The organism is Burkholderia sp. FW306-1C-G01B, from assembly GCF_058781685.1.
In genome coordinates this window covers 49,489-65,184 of the sequence record NZ_JBYSWZ010000004.1, presented here as the reverse complement: position 1 = coordinate 65,184, position 15,696 = coordinate 49,489, and the positions used below count along the sequence as shown (strand labels likewise).

16 protein-coding genes are annotated in these 15,696 nt (G+C 66.1%); 3 read left to right on the top strand and 13 right to left on the bottom strand.

From position 1 onward, the window contains the following. Window positions 1-6: 6 nt before the first annotated feature. From AC3WLY_RS09825 to AC3WLY_RS09810, 4 genes are all read right to left on the bottom strand, one after another. The gene (locus AC3WLY_RS09825) at window positions 7-1,209 is read right to left on the bottom strand and encodes a type II secretion system F family protein (RefSeq protein WP_047900254.1); all 1,203 of its coding nucleotides are present in this window, start codon (window positions 1,207-1,209) and stop codon (window positions 7-9) included. Window positions 1,210-1,264: 55 nt separating this feature from the next. Beyond that, entirely contained in the window at window positions 1,265-1,672 is a 408-nt protein-coding gene (gene gspG / locus AC3WLY_RS09820; protein WP_175962455.1) for a type II secretion system major pseudopilin GspG, read from the bottom strand. A 224-nt stretch (window positions 1,673-1,896) separates the two neighbouring features. Beyond that, a complete protein-coding gene (locus AC3WLY_RS09815; protein WP_244137363.1) occupies window positions 1,897-2,571 on the bottom strand; it encodes a response regulator in 675 nt (224 codons plus the stop codon). Window positions 2,572-2,601: 30 nt separating this feature from the next. Next, window positions 2,602-3,123, bottom strand: coding sequence for an SCO family protein (locus AC3WLY_RS09810; RefSeq protein ID WP_492308594.1), 522 nt, complete (start codon window positions 3,121-3,123; stop codon window positions 2,602-2,604). Here AC3WLY_RS09810 and AC3WLY_RS09805 point away from each other — a divergent pair. Further along, window positions 3,122-3,847: a hypothetical protein gene (locus AC3WLY_RS09805; RefSeq protein WP_492308595.1), complete on the top strand. Its 726-nt coding sequence runs from the start codon at window positions 3,122-3,124 to the stop codon at window positions 3,845-3,847. The two genes, AC3WLY_RS09810 and AC3WLY_RS09805, sit on opposite strands and share 2 nt — an antisense overlap. 148 nt (window positions 3,848-3,995) lie before the next feature. Then, window positions 3,996-5,129, top strand: coding sequence for a sensor histidine kinase (locus tag AC3WLY_RS09800; protein WP_175962452.1), 1,134 nt, complete (start codon window positions 3,996-3,998; stop codon window positions 5,127-5,129). A gap of 51 nt (window positions 5,130-5,180) precedes the next feature. On the opposite strand, the gene AC3WLY_RS09795 is transcribed toward AC3WLY_RS09800, so the two are convergent. Then, window positions 5,181-5,966, bottom strand: coding sequence for a response regulator (locus AC3WLY_RS09795; RefSeq protein ID WP_175962453.1), 786 nt, complete (start codon window positions 5,964-5,966; stop codon window positions 5,181-5,183). 539 nt (window positions 5,967-6,505) lie between these two features. Here AC3WLY_RS09795 and AC3WLY_RS09790 point away from each other — a divergent pair. Continuing rightward, window positions 6,506-7,135 (top strand): lytic transglycosylase domain-containing protein, encoded by a 630-nt coding sequence (locus AC3WLY_RS09790; RefSeq protein WP_310135186.1) that lies wholly within the window; start codon window positions 6,506-6,508, stop codon window positions 7,133-7,135. Between the two features lie 57 nt (window positions 7,136-7,192). Here AC3WLY_RS09790 and AC3WLY_RS09785 read toward each other — a convergent pair whose 3' ends face one another. The 8 genes from AC3WLY_RS09785 to AC3WLY_RS09750 form a co-directional block, all read right to left on the bottom strand. Continuing rightward, window positions 7,193-7,702 (bottom strand): DUF1269 domain-containing protein, encoded by a 510-nt coding sequence (locus tag AC3WLY_RS09785; protein WP_175962358.1) that lies wholly within the window; start codon window positions 7,700-7,702, stop codon window positions 7,193-7,195. 134 nt (window positions 7,703-7,836) lie between these two features. Then, the gene (gene ccsB / locus AC3WLY_RS09780; RefSeq protein WP_492308596.1) at window positions 7,837-9,060 is read right to left on the bottom strand and encodes a c-type cytochrome biogenesis protein CcsB; all 1,224 of its coding nucleotides are present in this window, start codon (window positions 9,058-9,060) and stop codon (window positions 7,837-7,839) included. Window positions 9,061-9,209: 149 nt separating this feature from the next. Next, entirely contained in the window at window positions 9,210-10,043 is an 834-nt protein-coding gene (locus AC3WLY_RS09775; protein WP_175962356.1) for a c-type cytochrome, read from the bottom strand. 156 nt (window positions 10,044-10,199) lie between these two features. Then, on the bottom strand, window positions 10,200-11,585 hold the full coding sequence (locus AC3WLY_RS09770) for a cytochrome C (RefSeq protein WP_425130328.1): 1,386 nt from the start codon (window positions 11,583-11,585) through the stop codon (window positions 10,200-10,202). Between the two features lie 157 nt (window positions 11,586-11,742). After that, complete coding sequence (locus AC3WLY_RS09765) at window positions 11,743-13,443, bottom strand: c-type cytochrome (protein WP_492308597.1); 1,701 nt, start codon at window positions 13,441-13,443, stop codon at window positions 11,743-11,745. Then, window positions 13,440-14,276: a LolA-like protein gene (locus AC3WLY_RS09760; protein WP_175962353.1), complete on the bottom strand. Its 837-nt coding sequence runs from the start codon at window positions 14,274-14,276 to the stop codon at window positions 13,440-13,442. Before AC3WLY_RS09760 ends, AC3WLY_RS09765 begins: the two co-directional genes overlap by 4 nt. Window positions 14,277-14,321: 45 nt before the next feature. After that, on the bottom strand, window positions 14,322-15,146 hold the full coding sequence (locus AC3WLY_RS09755; protein WP_175962352.1) for a LolA-like protein: 825 nt from the start codon (window positions 15,144-15,146) through the stop codon (window positions 14,322-14,324). Between the two features lie 42 nt (window positions 15,147-15,188). Then, the gene (locus AC3WLY_RS09750; protein ID WP_492308598.1) at window positions 15,189-15,695 is read right to left on the bottom strand and encodes a hypothetical protein; all 507 of its coding nucleotides are present in this window, start codon (window positions 15,693-15,695) and stop codon (window positions 15,189-15,191) included. Between the last annotated feature and the right edge of the window lies 1 nt (window position 15,696).

The window sequence follows — 15,696 nt, the reverse complement described above, 5'->3', positions numbered from 1 at the left end:
GGCAGCCTACTGAATGCTCGACGCGATCTCGAAGATCGGCAGGTACATCAGCACGACGATGCCGCCGATCACCACGCCGATCACGATCATCATCGCGGGCTCGATCAGCCGCGAGATCAGATCGATCGTGCGCGACACCTGCGCTTCCTGGAACGCGGCGATCCGGTCGAGCACGGGCCCGAGGCCGCCGGTTTTTTCGGCGACCGTCAGCAGGCGGTAGCCGATCGCGTTCGCGAGGCCGGCCTGCTGGAACGCGTCGGAGATCCTCGCGCCATTGCGGACCTGCTGCAGCGCGCCCGCGAGCGCGGCCTGGTCCGCGCGGCCTACCAGGCCGCGCGCCAGATCGAATGCGCGCACGGCGGGAATGCCGCCGTCGACCAGCATCGCCGTCGTGCGATAGAACTGGGACTGGCGAAACACGCGGAAATGCTGCCCGATGCCGGGCAGCGCCAGCAGGCGATCGGCGATCCAGATCCGCAGCGCCGGCCGGCGCAGCGCAACGCCGGTTGCCACGGCCAGCACCGCAAGCGCGGCCGCCAGCCCGGCGCCGTGCGCGTGCACCATGCCGCCCCACGCCATCAGCAGGCGCGACATCAGCGGCAGTTCGCGGCCGCTGTGTTCGAGGAGCGACGCGAACCGCGGCACGACGAAGCCGAGCAGAAACAGCACGACGGCCGCGCCGACGAACAGCAGCACCGTCGGATAGATCGCCGCCGACACCACGCGCGCGCGTAGCTCATGGAGCGTCGCGCTATTGCGCGAGTAACGGGTGAGGCTCGCGGCGAGGCCGCCGGTCTGCTCGCTCGCCTTCACGCATGCGACCAGCACCGGCGGAAAGATCGGGCTCGCGTGCTCGAGCGCCGCCGACAGCGACTGCCCCTCCTCCAGTTGCCGCAGCAGGTCGCGATACACCTGCGCGGACGCTTCGCGCCGCACGTTGCCGCCGAGCGTGCGCAATGCGTCGACCACGCCGACGCCCGCGTCGAGCAGCGCCGCGAGCTCGCGCGCGAACATCGCAACGTCGAACCGCGCGCCCGGCATTCCGAACCGGCGCGCGCCGCGCCGCTGCCGCCGCGCGTCCGTGCTCACCGACACGACCCGCAGGCCGCGCGAGCGCGCGAGCGCCGCCGCGGTTGCCGGCGAATCGCTGTCGAGGCGAAGCGTCTGGACCGAGCCATTCGTATCGAAGACACGCAGCACGAACTTCACGTCGACTCTCCTTGCTGACTGCTCACGACAAGCTCGGCCGCCGGGCCGCGCTTCCCTACCACGACGAGATCGTCACGTTCTCGCCTGTTCCGCCGCCGCGCCCGTCCTTGCCGAGCGAATACAGGTCGTAGTCGCCGTGCTCGCCGGGCGAGCGGTACTGGTACGGGCGGTCCCACGGATCCACGGGAACAGCCTTCTGCAGATACGGGCCGCTCCAGCGCGGCGCGCTCTGCGGCTTGTTGACGAGCGCGTCCAGTCCTTCCTCGGTCGTCGGATAGACCCCGACGTCGAGCCGGTACTGGTCGAGGGCCTGGCCGAGCGACACGATCTGCGCGCGCGCGATCTTCACGTTCGACTTGCCGACCTGTTCGAAATACCGTGGCGCAACGAGCCCCGCCAGCAGCCCGATGATGACCATCACGACGAGCAGCTCGAGCAGCGTGAAGCCGCGGCTCGCGCGCATGCGGCGAGCGAGCCCCTCGCCCCGCCGCTGGTGCCCCGGCACGCCGGGCCGGATCGAGGACAATTCGTCGCGCACGGCTTTCTCCCTGTATCGCCCGCCGCTTCGGCACCGCCGAAGCCTTTGATTGCATTCTTGTTCAGGGCGATGCGCGTCAGAAGTAGGGAGGGCCGTCCATCGACATGGGTAGATCCCCCCCAGTTGCGCCATGGCGCGATGGAGGGTTTTCACACACGGTCGTCGTCGGTCAGCGCGAGCACGCCGATGTCGATCGCGAAGTGGACGAGGCCTGTCAGGTTCACGAGACCGAGCTTGCGCATCAGGTTCGCACGATGCTTTTCCACCGTTTTCGGGCTGAGCTGCAGGCACTCGCCGACCTGCCGGCTCGTGTGCCCCTCGACGACGAGACGCAGCACCGTGCGCTCGCGGTTCGTCAGCGAACTCCACAGGCGCGCCTTGTGCGCGCTCGCCTCGCGCAGCCCCTGCAGGCCGGCGCGGGCCCGATACGCGTCCAGGCTGATCACGCACTTGCCCTGCATCACGAAGCGCATCTCGCGGACCAGGTCGGCGAACGACGAATCCTTGACCACGTAGCCGTCCGCGCCGGACGCAAACGCCTCCCTGACGTTGTCTTCGCTGCGATGGACGGTGAGGACGATGATCCGCGTACGCGGCGCATCGCGCTTGATCGTGGCGATCGCCTCGAAGCCGCTGCCGCCCGGCATCGACAGATCCATCAGGATCAGGTCGGGCAGCGTCTGCGCGGCGAGACGGCAGGCCTCGCCCCCGCCGCTCGCCTCGCCGACAATGCAGTAGTCGTCCAGCTCGGACACCATGTGGCTGAGGCCGAGCCGCAGCAGATGCTGATCCTCGACGATCAGCACGCGATGCTTCTTTTCCAATTTCGACGCTCCCTGTCGGACGCGTTGCACCTAGTTGGAAGCGACCACGTCGCGATAGGCCGCGAGCAGTTCGGTCGGCGTCGCGAAACCGTCGATGCGCAGCCACGGCTGGCCGGGCGCGGCCCGCATGAACGTCGCCGGCGTGTGATTCATCTTGTCGCCGCGAAAGACGTTGAACGCGCGCTGCGCCGCGATGCTCGCCTCGACCGTGCCCGTGTAGTGCTGCCATTCGGGCCCGGCTTCGAAATGCGCGGCATAGGCCTTGAGCCGCGCCGGCGTGTCCTGCTCCGGATCGATCGAGATCGACACGATGTGCACCTTGTCGCGGTCGGCGCCCAGCTCGCCCTGCAGCCGCTCGAGCGTCTGGCTGATCATCGGACAGATGGTCGTGCAGGTGGTGTAGATGAACGTCAGGATCACCGGCCTGCCGTCGTCCACTTCCTTGACCAGCGACACGGTCTTGCCGTCGTCGCGCACGAGGTCGACCGACGGCAGCGTGTATTGGGCCGTCGTGTGCACCGTGCCCGGCATCACGACGTGATGCATGTGCATGCCGGCCGCTTCGGTCGCGGTCCCGGCGGTGTTCGGCGCGGCGTTTGGCGCGGTGTTCGGCGCGGTGTTTTCCGTGGCGGGTCCGGCGGCGTCCCCGGTGCTGCTTTCCGCGGCTTTTCCGGGTGCGCTTTCGGTTGTGCTTTCATCAGCTTGTTTGACCGCGCTCCCGGCAGCGCCCTGCGCGTCGTGCTCCATGACGTGCCCGACGGCGTCCGGCATCGCGTGGTCGTCGGCGCTCATGGCAGCGCCCGGCGTCGCGTGGTCGTCGGCGCTCATGGCAGCGTCCGGCATCGCGTTCTCGCCGGCACTCGTGGCAGCGCCCTGCATCGCGTTCTCGCCGGCACTCGTCGCAGTGCCCGGCATCGCGTTCTCGCCGGCACTCGTCGCAATGCCCTGCATCGCGTTGTCGTCGGCGCTCATGGCAGCATCCGGCATCGCTGGCATCGCATTTTCATTGGCACTCGCGGCGGAATGTTCGCCGATGTGCTCGCTGACGTTCTCGCCCGCGCGCTCGGTGACGCTTGCGACGGGCGCGCACCACGCGGCGGTCGCGGCGATCGTGACACCCGCCACCACGAATGCCCCCATCGTCGATCTGGCAATCCGTTTCATACCGACCTCCCCTGACGATAAACAAGGCAATGGCGATTTCCGTGCCTCGTCAGCGCAGTGTCTTGAATTTGGTCGCGAGCGTCATGGGATGACGCCCCCCAAAGGCCGGTAGGGTATGTCCGCTTGCTGGAATACCCGCCCGCTACTGCCGGAATATCCCCACGCTCTCCCCGTATTCCCCTTGTTGCGACACGCGGCGGTCGCATCCTAGAATGGCAGCAATCTTACGATTTCCTGAAAACTGCGCATCGGGAGCTCCCATGATCGAACGCCAGCCCACCAGGCCACAAATCAGGCTGCTCGATCTGATCGATGCGATGCGCAAGCTTCGCGGTGCGGTGCGCGCGGGCGACCGCGACGCCGGCATCGTCACCGATGCACGCGGCGCCGCCCTTGCGATTCTCACGGCCGACGGAATCTTCGTCTCGGCCAATCGCAGCGCCGCGGCGCTGTTCGGCTATTCGAGCGCCGAGCTCGTCGGCAAGCATCTGTTCGACATGGCGCGCGACGATGCCCACGCCGAATTGGCAGACGAATTGTCCAGAGGCGCCGCCCTTCCCAGTCATTCGTTCACCACGATGCTCAGCGGGCGAACCGGCCATCCCGCGCAGTTCATGGTGCACCAGCAGACGCTTCCCGCCACGGCAACCAGCGAGCGCCTGCTGCTGACGCTGTTCGAGGAACCGCCGGCCCCCGAGCCCGAGCCGCACGATGCGGCCGCGGCGCGCTACGCGGGCGCGCCTGCCCGCCACGCCTATCTGCTGATGGGCCAGCAGAAGGAGCGCTACCGGCTTGCCGCGGAATTGCACGATGGGCTCGGTCAGGCGTTGACGCTCATCAAGCTGATGAATGAGGACGCGCTGATGCGCATTCGTCGCGGCGAAATCGACGAGGCGGCGAATCTGCTCGATTCGACGGTGCTCCGGATCCGCGAGACGATCGGCGAAGTACGCCAAATATGCGGCGAATTGCGGCCGCCGATGCTCGACAAGCTCGGTCTGTCGGCGGCCCTTGCATCGCTGTGCCGGCGCATCGAGCGTGACGTGAACACGCTGATGGTCGAGTTCAATTGCGATGCCGACGACGACGACATACCCGACCATCTGAAGGCGGACATGTTCAGGGTCGCGCAGGAGGCGCTCAACAACATCGTCAAGCATGCGGAAGCCACCGAGATCGTACTCGGCTTGCGCCACGACGCCGGCGGCCTGCTGCTGACGATTCGCGACAACGGCATCGGCTACGAGCATCGCCCGCTGACGACGGAAGACGCGTACACGGCCGGGCTCGGCCTGATCGGCATGCAGCACCGCGTCGAGTCGCAGGGCGGCACGTTCTCGATTCAGTCGTCGGCCACCACGGGCACGCTCATCTCGGCGAGCTGGGCCTGCTGACGCGCGCGATCGCGGTCAATCCCGCCGTCAATCCCGCCGTCAATCCCGCCGTCAATCCTGCATGCCGCCGAGCGGATAATCGTCCAGTCTCGCATGCGCGTCGGCGTCTTCCCGCGGCCCGACGTCGTCGATCGAGTGAGTCGGCACGTCGTCGGCATCCGGCTCCGCGCACTTCGCCGCGAGCGTGGTCAGCAGGCCCATGCTCATCGCGACCAGCACCAGTTCCGTCAGGTTCGCGAGATGGAGCTTGTGCATCATGCTCGCCCGATACTTCTCGATCGTCTTCGGGCTCAGATTCAGGTATTGACCGACCTGCCGGTTGGTGCGCCCTTCGGCAATCAGCTTCAGCACGCTGCGCTCGCGCGCGGTGAGGATGTCCCAGGCCTTTCTCGGCGCAGGCATTTCACGGCCGGTCACGAACGAGTCGACCATGTACCCGTACACGTCCGCGCTCAGATGCTTCTTCCCCTGCATGACCATGCGCATCGCGAGCAGCAATTCGTCAAACGAAACGTCCTTGAGCACGTAACCGTCGACCCCCGCCCGCAGCGCCTCCCGCACATACTCCTCGCTCTGATGAACCGTGAGCGCGATGATCCGGACCGTCGGCGTTCGCCGCTTGATCGTTGCGCTCGCATCGATACCGTTCATCCCGCGCATCGACAGATCCATCAGGATCAGATCGGGAGCCAGCGCCAGCGCCTGATGACACGCCTCCTTGCCGTCCCTTGCCTCGCCGACGACTTCGTAATCGCCTTGCGCGCAAAGCATCGACCGGAGGCCATTTCTCAGCAGGTCATGGTCCTCTGCAATTACAACGCGACATTTGGTATTCACGACTATCCCCCGTTCCTCCATTCCTGCGCGGCGTGCCGTATCGGCACATCCTGCACAGTTCCGGAAACGCTCGCTGCGTGATTTCCCTACCCGGATTAATGATTGAAGTTCGCGGAAACCGACAGCCATGCGAGTCGCTAAAGCAAGGATCGCGCCACTGCGCCCCGAACCTGCGGCGGCGGCGATCCGGATTCCGCCTGTTCGCAGCGCAACCACGCCGCCCTCCTGAAATGTTTCAAAACCGTATCGATTTCATGTTTTTCAGCGCGTCAGTGCGAATACCGATGGCGGGAATGCCACTCGCGTTTCAGCATGAATCAAAACATTCCCGCCGCGGCGATGCCGAATCGAGAAGAAATCAACGGCGCGCAGTAAGGATTGTTAATCTTCTTTGGTTACTGCCCATTACCTGGCGTTACGGGGGTAACAACTTTGCACCATTTTTCGCGGTCGCCGTTTCGGCGTCGAAGTGTAGGGAGGTGACCCATTGCCGGTCCGATTTCCCATCGCCGACAATCCAGGTGCAGGAGACCTCGAAGATGCACCACCGACCTTTATCCGGATTGGGAATCGCGATCGCCGCCGTATGCGTGGCACTCGGCTCGGCGTGGACGTGCGCCGCGAACGCGCAAATATTCGGCACGGTCACCAGCACGGGCGCAATCGTCCTCACCAACGACCCCGGCACGACCGGCCTGAAGGTGATCGTCGCGAGCGACGCGCCGGCCCCATCCGACATGAAGCACGCTGCATCGAAGCTGGCCAGCGGCGCGCTGTCCTCGTTCGCCGACGTGATCGAGGAAGCGAGCCGCGCGTTTCGCGTTCCCCCCGAACTGCTGCGCGCGGTGATCGACGTCGAATCGGGATACAACCCGAAGGCGGTCTCATACAAGGGCGCGCAAGGGCTCATGCAGTTGATGCCCGACACCGCGCGGCGTTTTTCGAACGGAGACATGTTCAATCCGCGCGACAACGTGCTGGCCGGCGCGCGCTATCTGCGCTTCCTGCTCGACATGTTCAAGGACAACGTCGAACTCACGCTGGCCGCCTACAACGCCGGAGAAAATGCCGTGATTCGCGCCGGCTATCGCATTCCGTCGTCGCCGCAAACGCGCGTGTATGTCCCGCGCGTGCTCGCGCGCTACAAGCGGCTCCTCGATTCGAGTTGATGTGTCCGGCCGATGTTTCCGGCAATACGTGCCGCCCCATCCCGGCCGGCCGACGGTTCAGGGAAAGGCGGGAACGGTCGGATCTTCGCCTTCGAGATGCGCGTCCGCATGGTGAAGCGTGATCAAGTGCTCGATCTCGTGGACCCGGTCCTTCGGAACGTCGACGATCATCAGCAGTTCGCCGCGCTCGATGCCTTCTTCGAAACGCCTCAGGCGTGTACTCGGCACGTTGACGCCGATCATCGATGCCGCCCAGGCACCGAAGCCGGCGCCGGACAACGTGATCGTCACGAACGCGCCACCGGCGATCGGCAAGCCCGCGGGCGGGAACACCAGGGCGATCAGCCCCATCAGCGCGCCGGTCGCGCAACCGACCACCGTGCCGCGTGCAAGCGACGGCAGCAAGTCGCTGCGTTGCGTCAGCGTGGCCTCCTGCAAACCATCGTGCACGACGCTGTGATTCGCGATGAAATGAATATGCCGCCACTCGACATGCAGCAACAGCAGTTCGGTGACGATCGACTGCGCGCATTGCGGCGTCGGCAACAGAAAATAGATGCGTCTCATGGCGACTCCCCCACCTCACGTCAGGCATGCAGCGGCCCCTCTGACGACATTCTTGTCCGGCGCGCAACCTGCTTGAAGGGGGGATGCCCACCGAAACACATGGGTAGAAAACGGTAGGACATCATGCGTGCGCGTCAAAGTCTTCCGTAGCTATGCAGCCCGGACAGGAACATGTTGACGCCGAGGAACGCGAACGTCGTCACGAGCAGGCCCGTGAGTGCCCACCAGGCGGCAACCGCGCCGCGCAGGCCCTTCATCAGCCGCATGTGCAGCCACGCCGCGTAGTTCAGCCACACGATCAGCGCCCAGGTTTCCTTCGGGTCCCAGCTCCAGTAGCCGCCCCATGCCTCGGCCGCCCACATCGCGCCGAGGATCGTCGCGATCGTGAAGAACGCGAAACCGACCGCGATCGACTTGTACATCACGTCGTCGAGCACCTCGAGCGTCGGCAGGCGATCGGCGAGCACGCCGCGCTCCTTCATCAGGTACGCGACCGACACCATCGCCGACAACGCGAAGCTGCCGTAGCCGATGAAGTTCGCCGGCACGTGGATCTTCATCCACCAGCTCTGCAGCGCAGGCACCAGCGGCTGGATCTGCTGCGCATCGCGCGCGACCGAGTACCACATCAGGAAGCCGACCGCCGCGCTGATGACCAGCAGCACGAACGCGCCGAGCGAGCGCGTGCCGTAGTGGCCTTCGTAGTACAGATAGAGCAGCGCGGTGATCAGGCTGAACAGGACGAACACCTCGTAGAGGTTCGACACGGGGATATGCCCGACGTCGGCGCCAATCAGGTAGGACTCGTACCAGCGCACCATCAGCCCCGTGAAGCCCATCAGCACGGCGGCCCACGTGAGCTTCTGGCCGATCGCGGCGCCCGTTTCCGAGCGCGCGAGCAAGCCGATCCAGTAGAAGACCGTCGCGAGCACGAACAGCGCGCTCATCCACAGGATCGCCGTCTGGCTCGACAGGAAGTACTTGAGGAAGAACGCCGCATCGGCGCGCGCGAGATCGCCCTGGTAGACCTGGATCGACAGCAGCGACAGCACGGCGATCGACGCCATCATCAGCCGCGCGGGCTTCCAGCGCCAGCCGAGCGCGACGAGCGCCGGCACGGTGCCGATCATCACCGCCTTGTCGTAGTAATCCATGTGCGCGTTGTAGTGCACGAGCGCATAGCCCGCGCCCACCACGAGCGCCAGTGCGAACAGCCAGTCGATCAGCGACAGGCGCGCGAGGAACGGACGGTCGTCGACCGGCTCGCACGCACGCACCGCAGCGGACGCGCGTTGTCGCCGATCCGGCAGCCTGGCGACCGACGCCGCACCGCCGCGAGAGGATTGCATCGCTTTCATGACATTCACCGGATTGGAACCGAGCAGGGTTGGAAAAAGAGGCGCCCCGTCCCGGGGAAGACGAGACACCTAAATGATCACTGCCGGCACCGGTCGCCTGCCCGCCGCGCGGCACGTGCCGCATGCGACTCCGATTCGGCGACGCATGCTCAGTGGTCGGACGGCGGGCTCGTCGATGTACCGGTTTCCGGCGAGTTCGTCGGTGCACCGGCCTCCGGCGGGTTCGTCGATATGCCGGTTTCCGCCGGGCTCGCCGATGCACCGGCTTCCGGCGGGCCCACCGATACGTCGGCTTCCGGCGGGTTCGCCGATGCACCGGCTTCCGGCGGCTTCACCGATACGCCGGCTTCCGCGGGAAAAGCCTCGACATAGGCCGCGACGGCGCGCATGTCCTGCTCCGTCATGTTCGCGCACACCGACTTCATGACCGCGCCGCGTGGCCGAGTATCGGTTTCGCGGAAAATCCTGAGCTGCTTCACCACGTAGTCCGCATGCTGACCGGCGAGACGAGGAAACCGGTCCATGCCCTCGCCATGCTGGCCGTGGCACCCGATACAGGCCGCAACGCCCTTGTCCGGCAGGCCCGCCACGAAAATCGCCTTGCCCGCGTCGAGCAGCGCGCGATCGCCGGCTTCGCCCGGCACCGCCGCCTGGCCTGAAAAATAGGCGGCGAGCTCGTCGATCTGCTTGTCGGTCAGATGCGTGAAGCCCCACATGTACCGCTTCGCGTTCGGATCGGCACGCGCGTGGCTTTTGAAGTCGGTCAACTGATCGACGAGGTATTCCTTGCGCTGCCCGGCGAGCTTCGGAAACTGCGGCGACACCGATACGCCGGTCGCGCCATGGCAGTTCGAGCACACCTGCAACGCGATGGTCTTGCCCGCCACGGCCGGGTTGTCGACCTGGCGCGACCGCTCCAGGTCGTGGCAACCCGCCCCGGCCAGCATCATCGCGAGCGAGACGATATGGGCCACCTTGTTCATGTCAGCCACCTCCTTGCCGCAACTTCCTTCGCCTGCCGAATCGATTCCGTTCGACGACGATACGTGCCCGCATCGCCACGCGATGCGAGATGCGCAACACCCGCTCGCCGCGCGTGCTTCGGTCGGTCCGGTGTGCGGGAAACGCCGGACGGGATGTCAGAACGATGCGAGCCATAGATAGAGAAACAACGTATCGTTGTCCCTCGCGTTGCGCCCCATGCCGTCGTAGTTGGTCTTCGCGCCGAGGAACTTGGTGAAGTGCGTGTACTGCAGGCCGATGCGAATGTGCTGATCGGGTATCCAGAATATTTCCGGCGTCCAACCCTGCGTATTCGGATGGAAGTTCGCGCTTGCCGCATAGGCGGCGCTGTCCGCGGTGCCCGTCGTGTTGAAGAACGACAGGCTGACGCCATACTTGGCCTGGTAGATATACGATGCCTTGAGCCGCAACGAATTCAGGTTCGCCGCCGTGTTGTCGCTCAAGACGAAGTTGTTCGGATCGTGAATGTTTTCGCGCACGTAGCGCGCCTGTGCGGTGATCGTGTGCGGCTCCAGCAGGTACTGATACTGCGTGTCGAAACCGTAGTCGCGAAAGCGCGTCACGCCCGTGCCGAAGATCGGAAAGCTGTTCGGGTCGTTGGGATAGATGTCCACGCTCATCCCGAACGCGCCGACCATGATGTTATGCGGGCCCCATTCGCGCGTCAGCGCGATGCGCGCATACGGGTTGTAGCCGCGCAGATAGACCTGCGGGTGGTCCGGGTTGCCCGCGTGGTTGCCCTTGCTCAGGAACGACCAGATGCCGTCGGCCGTGCTGTAGGCGGTCAGTTCCGCATAGACCATCTTGTTCCAGTACAGGTACCCGCCCATGCCGACGACCTGCATCGCGAGACCGCCCTCGATCATCGGCGTGACCGGTACGCCGGCAACCGGGCTGATCGCCGAGCCGATGTACGGATAGCTCCAGGCCGGCGCGGTATTGAAGACATCCTGCACGGTCGGGTTGTTGTGCAGCGTCAGGCCGAGGATCAGATCGTTGGCGGGAGAGATGATCCGGTCGACGAAGCGGAAGTCGGTGTTGTCCGATGCCCACCAGCTCTTCCATTTTCCATCGGCATCCTGATGATCGTAGTTCGCATAGGTGAATTGCGCGAACCCGCCGAGATGGTCGGTGATCTTCCCGGCGAGGAACACGCTCGCGAAGTCGAAGATCGGCAGGCCGTTCTTCGGCGTGACCGGATTGCCGCTGGCGTCGCTGTTGGCTCTCGTCTTGCTCAGGTCGCCGACGGCCATCGCCGCGAGCGGAATCGTGCGCTCGCCCAACGTATAGCCGTTCAGCTTGAACATGCGCCCGTACGGCGTGAGTTCAGGAAACTGCCCGCCGGCATGACACGCGACGCAGCTCTGCCCGGTCTGGCGCGCGAAGATCGGCAGCGCCCGCGCGGCCGACACCTGCAGCAACGCGAGCGTCGCGAGCACGGCCATCCAGCCGCAATGTCTCCAGCGAGGACGCGCGCGCTGGCCGACTAGGAACGTTGTCATGGCTGTTTCCCCCCCATGCCGTGTGTCGCCCCATTCCGACGCGATATGCGCACGTCGGACGATGTCTTCATTGTGCGAAGCACCGATGAAAATCGACATGGGGCGACTCCCTCTTTACGCGGTCTGATCCCTACTCCATCTCGGCGCGCGCGGCCGCTCACGGGACGATCCAGCTCCCGTCGGCGGAGAGCTTCAGGCGATCCGGCCCGGCGAAGCGGACGATATAACCGCCCTTCGACGCGAAGCGCTGTCCGGGCGCGAGCGTCAGGCGCGGGTAGTAGCCGGTCAGGATGCGGCGCTCGAGCATGTCCTGGATGCGCTCGACGAGATACTCGCGCACGAACGCATCGACCATATGGCTGAGCGTCTCGGCGAGCAGGCCGCATGCGAGATACGTGTCCGCCTGCACCTGCGGCGCGACCATCGGAATCTGCCGGATCGAGAACCAGCCGAACGCATAGTCGACGCGCACGCGCCGCCCTTCGGGCAGGTCGAACGGATAGGCGATGCGCGTCACGCCGCGCCAGCTCGTCGGCAGCGGCGTATTGTCGAGCCCGCCGAGCAGCCCCGACATGAATACCGTGTCCGACGCGGGCGGCACGTGAGCGAGCGATGCGAGGTCCGGCGGCCGCAGCCACAGCACGAGTACGTCGTCGCGCGGCAGCCGGCGCAATGCGCGCGCGACGCTGTCGCCGGACGCGAGCGCGCGATTCGACACGGCGATGCCGTGCGCCTTCAGCGCGGCAGCCAGCGCGCGTGCGCCGCGCTCGCCGTTGTCGCCGGCGCGATAGACCTGCCAGACCGTCTTCACCGCTTGCGGCGCCGGCCGCGCACCGGCTTCGTCCAGGATGCGCTTCGCGATCAGGTCCGACTCGAGCAGCACGCCGCGCGAGAAGTACACGGAGTAGAAATCGCGGTCGGTTTCGACCGGCACCTCGACGTTCGGAAAGAGGCAAGGCACGGCCTCCGCCTCGCAGAAGTCGTGGACAGGCGCCCAGTTCCTGCCGCCGAGCCCCGACACCACGGCCAGCACCGGCTGCCGGGCAAGAAACTGCGTCAATTGCGCCCGCCACGTGTCCGGCGGCCCCTTCAGTTCCCACACATGCAGTTCCCAGCGGCGATTGACCATGAACATCATTTTTCGCGTGGAACGCAGCGGCGGCGTCGTGCCGAATGGAAACGCGTTCTTGTCGGCGAAGTAGTGCTGCAGGACGTCGAGCATGCCCGCCCGCTTCACCGGGTCCGCGTCCGGCGTGACGATCGTCGCGAAATGCAGCACCGTGTCCGTCACGCCCGACGGCTTGCGGCGATCGAGACGCTTCAGATAGCCGGTCAGCGCGGCCATGTCGGCGTCGCCGAGCGCGTATTGCGGCATCAGCCTGCCGAACTGCCTGCCTTCCGGGTCGATCCCGTCGCGCACGGCGCGCGCGAGCCGTTCTTCCGTGTACGGCTCGCGGTCGGTGCGCATGCCGGGAACGTACGGGATGTCGAGATCCTCGGCGGTCTGCGCGCGCGGATGCACCAGGTAGCGCCACGTGATCGGCGGGATCGTGTCGTTGCCCTCCTTCGAGCCCAGCCCGCTGCGCCGGTGGCAATTGATGCAGGCGGCGGCCGCGCCTTGCAGGCGCACGCCGTCCTGATGCACCGCTTCGAGCGGTGCGCCCGAACCGAGGATGCCGCGCTGGAAGATCGCTTCTCCCGCGTCCGCCGGCACGACGGGCACCGCGGCCTCGTCGCCGATCGCGTGGCCCGCGCTTGCGCACAACACCGCCAGCACCACCCACCGCGTCAGCCGCCGGCGCAAGGCCGGCTGGCGCGCCGCCGCGAGGGCGCGCAGTCGCCCCCGGATGCCGCTCATGGCCGTGTCGTCAGCTGGCTGGTGCGCGACTGCGGCGGCGTCACATCGGCATCGATCGAAACCGGACGGCGCCGGTCCGTCGAGGCCGGCCTGGCGAAGATCGCATCGTCGAGCGGCGGGTTCAGCGACACCTTGTCGATGACCAGCGTGTCCTTGTTCGGCGACGACGCGGTTCCGGTGACGATCCTGAGCGGGATCCGCAAGCCGTCGATGGTCCGGTAGTCGCTGTAGCTCACGTCGACGGTCACCGCGCCGCGCGGCCCGCGCACCTCGCGGTCGACCTTCGCGTCCAGGAACGTCTCCGCGTCGATCCACACATGGCGTAGCGCGCCGGATGACAGCTTCACCGCCAGGCGATACGCATTACGCCCGTCGATCCGGTCGACGCCGTCGAGCGCCACGCCGACACCCTTCGCGTCATGGTCGATCAGCGGCCCGTCGATCACCTGCTCGTCGCGCGCGGACACCAGCTCGTCCATCGTGTAAGGCCGCACGCTCGCGCTGCCGCCTGCGTTCGCGCCGAGCTTCCAGCCTTCATGGCCATCGAATGCACGCACGCCCTTCTGCCCGAACACGGTGATCTCGAAGCGCGTCTTGTTCGGCCGTTTCATCGCGAGGATGAACGGCATGTCCCGCACAGGCGCGTTCACGCTGTCCACATGGCCGGACCAGACCATCGTCCGGATCTTGCGCCATGCATCGATTCCGCCTCGCGCCGCAACGTTCTTCTCGACGATCTGCTCCGCCGTCAAACCATGCCCCGGCATTTGCTCGCACGCACACAAGGCCGCCGTCACGCAGCCGGCGAACACCCACGATTCGATTCGTCTCATGGCCTCCTCCCCCCTCCGTTCGGATGCCTGACCAGTGGCTGGCGGCTAATGGCTCGCAGCCTTCGCGATGGTGAGCGGCGGCTTGCCGAACATCGCATCGTCGGCCGGCTCGTTCAGCGCGACATGCGTGATCGTGATCTTGCGCGTCTGCTTGGCGCCGCTCACGACGGTCTCGAGCGTATGCGGCACGACGACGCCGTTCTCCTTCCTGTAATCGCGATAGAAGATGGCGACGCTGTGCGTCCTGCCGTCGAGCACGCGCGGCTCGCCGTCGATCTTCAGTTCGAGAAACGTGGCCGCATCGATCCACACGCGACGCTCCGCCCGCTCTTTCGTCGTCACCTTCAGCACGTACGCGCGATGCCCCTCCACCGTTTCCGAGCCAAGCAGCTGGACCGTGCTGCCCTTGCTCGCGTAATCGACGAGCGGCCCGTCCAGTTCCGCGGACTGCGCCGCCGATTTCGCCTCGGCTGGCGTATAGGGCTCGACTTCGTTACGGCCGAGAAACGGCCGGACTTTCCAGCCTTGCGTGCCGTCATAGACCTGGAACGCCGTCTGCGCGTTGAAGCGGACTTCGAAGCGACTCTTGTGCGGGCGCTTCATCGTCATCACGAACGGCAGCGCGGTGTTCTTCGTGCCGCCCGCCTCCATCAGCCCCGACATCGTCAACGTATTGACCGTGCGCCAGGCTTGCAGCCCGCCGCGCGCCGCCACGTTGCGCTCGACGATCTGCGCAGCGCTCATGCGCCCCGCCGATGCGGCCCTGGCCTGGGCGGTCCCCGCCGCCGAGGCCGCGATCGCGTCGGGGGCCGACGCGAGCAAACCGGCCAGCGAGGCCGCCCCAATCACTATCGAAAGAAACCGGGTCATGAGTCTTCTCCTCTCCCAGCGCCGCGAATCGCGGCCGTATTGTCATTCGACCACCAGCCCGTCGATATGCAACGATCCTATGATCACATTCACGCGCTCGCCGGCCTTGACGACGTTGCCCTTGTTCGAGAACACCATCCAGTATTCCCGGCCGGCCTCGATGCCGCCGCTTTGCCGCAGCTGGCCGACCTTGTCCATCACCGGCACCTCCAGCAGCGCGTGACTCGTCTGTCCGTACAGATAGGGCGTCGCGCTCTTGTCGGCGAGCCGCTTCGCGGCGACGGGATCGGTCACGCGGTAGCTGAAGCGGATCAGGTTGTCCGATGCGATGCGGTGCACCTTCAGGTTGTCGATCCCCTTCGTCATCATGTAGTAGGTTCTCGCGCGCCGCGGGAGGTCCGGCCGGTACGGCGAATGCTTCGCACCGGCGCCGGGCGCCGCCGGCGCGCCCTGCTGCGCCGCGGCCGGCTCTACGAGGGCCGCGGCGGCAAGGCAGGCGGCGACGGCGCAAAGCGCCGCTCGCCTGCGCAGCAAACGTGAACGGTTCATG

Excerpts from the sequence above, each read along its gene's own strand:
- gspG (WP_175962455.1), bottom strand. The coding sequence starts at position 1,672 with ATGCGCGCGAGCCGCGGCTTCACGCTGCTCGAGCTGCTCGTCGTGATG.
- AC3WLY_RS09805 (WP_492308595.1), top strand. The coding sequence starts at position 3,122 with ATGCCGGCCGCTTCGGTCGCGGTCCCGGCGGTGTTCGGCGCGGCGTTT.
- AC3WLY_RS09810 (WP_492308594.1), bottom strand. The coding sequence starts at position 3,123 with ATGCACATGCATCACGTCGTGATGCCGGGCACGGTGCACACGACGGCC.
- AC3WLY_RS09800 (WP_175962452.1), top strand. The coding sequence starts at position 3,996 with ATGATCGAACGCCAGCCCACCAGGCCACAAATCAGGCTGCTCGATCTG.
- AC3WLY_RS09790 (WP_310135186.1), top strand. The coding sequence starts at position 6,506 with ATGCACCACCGACCTTTATCCGGATTGGGAATCGCGATCGCCGCCGTA.
- AC3WLY_RS09785 (WP_175962358.1), bottom strand. The coding sequence starts at position 7,702 with ATGAGACGCATCTATTTTCTGTTGCCGACGCCGCAATGCGCGCAGTCG.
- ccsB (WP_492308596.1), bottom strand. The coding sequence starts at position 9,060 with ATGAAAGCGATGCAATCCTCTCGCGGCGGTGCGGCGTCGGTCGCCAGG.
- AC3WLY_RS09775 (WP_175962356.1), bottom strand. The coding sequence starts at position 10,043 with ATGAACAAGGTGGCCCATATCGTCTCGCTCGCGATGATGCTGGCCGGG.
- AC3WLY_RS09770 (WP_425130328.1), bottom strand. The coding sequence starts at position 11,585 with ATGACAACGTTCCTAGTCGGCCAGCGCGCGCGTCCTCGCTGGAGACAT.
- AC3WLY_RS09765 (WP_492308597.1), bottom strand. The coding sequence starts at position 13,443 with ATGAGCGGCATCCGGGGGCGACTGCGCGCCCTCGCGGCGGCGCGCCAG.
- AC3WLY_RS09760 (WP_175962353.1), bottom strand. The coding sequence starts at position 14,276 with ATGAGACGAATCGAATCGTGGGTGTTCGCCGGCTGCGTGACGGCGGCC.
- AC3WLY_RS09755 (WP_175962352.1), bottom strand. The coding sequence starts at position 15,146 with ATGACCCGGTTTCTTTCGATAGTGATTGGGGCGGCCTCGCTGGCCGGT.
- AC3WLY_RS09750 (WP_492308598.1), bottom strand. The coding sequence starts at position 15,695 with ATGAACCGTTCACGTTTGCTGCGCAGGCGAGCGGCGCTTTGCGCCGTC.